Source organism: Dietzia sp. IBK-p2-15D (assembly GCF_057773105.1).
On sequence record NZ_JBYMTK010000042.1, the window covers coordinates 1 to 510 of the forward strand.

The window sequence follows — 510 nt, forward strand, 5'->3', positions numbered from 1 at the left end:
CGCACAACCAGGAGCGGAAAGGAGAATATTATTTCCGCCAGAAAAGTTAACGTGAATATAAGTACGGCTAAGGCAATAACCGTCGGCCATACCAATAATGGTACGATAACAAAACCGAGAATTACAGGGGGAATATAAAGCCGGAATTTAATCATTTTTATTTTCCTGGTGATTCGGATGATGCGTCATACATCGCGCATAAACACTCATCAATCATCCAGTCGTCTTCCCAGATCTGATACTGTGTGCCCTGTTCGGGCTGCTTAAGCGGGTTCTCAATCGCCTGCCGCGCGCGTTCTTTCAGGATGGATTGATTGTTGAAGGCCCAGGCATTGATTTGGGCGGTAATGGCTTTATCGATATCGTCCTGGTTATCTCTGATATAACCGTCACGATACGTATTCAATAAACAGGCAAGAGACGCTGCCGACCAAAATCCGGGAACTGAAATAATGGCATCAAGCAATGGCGAAAGAGCGATATCGGCACGGAAAAACATTTCCAGCTTGT

General features: G+C 45.5%; 1 protein-coding gene. It reads right to left on the reverse strand.

Annotated elements, in window-relative coordinates; all coding sequences use genetic code 11:
* Positions 1 to 157 precede the first annotated feature (157 nt).
* Positions 158 to 510 (reverse strand): hypothetical protein (locus tag AC3DEV_RS16755; RefSeq protein WP_488372827.1); only part of this gene is annotated, 353 nt, incomplete at its 5' end.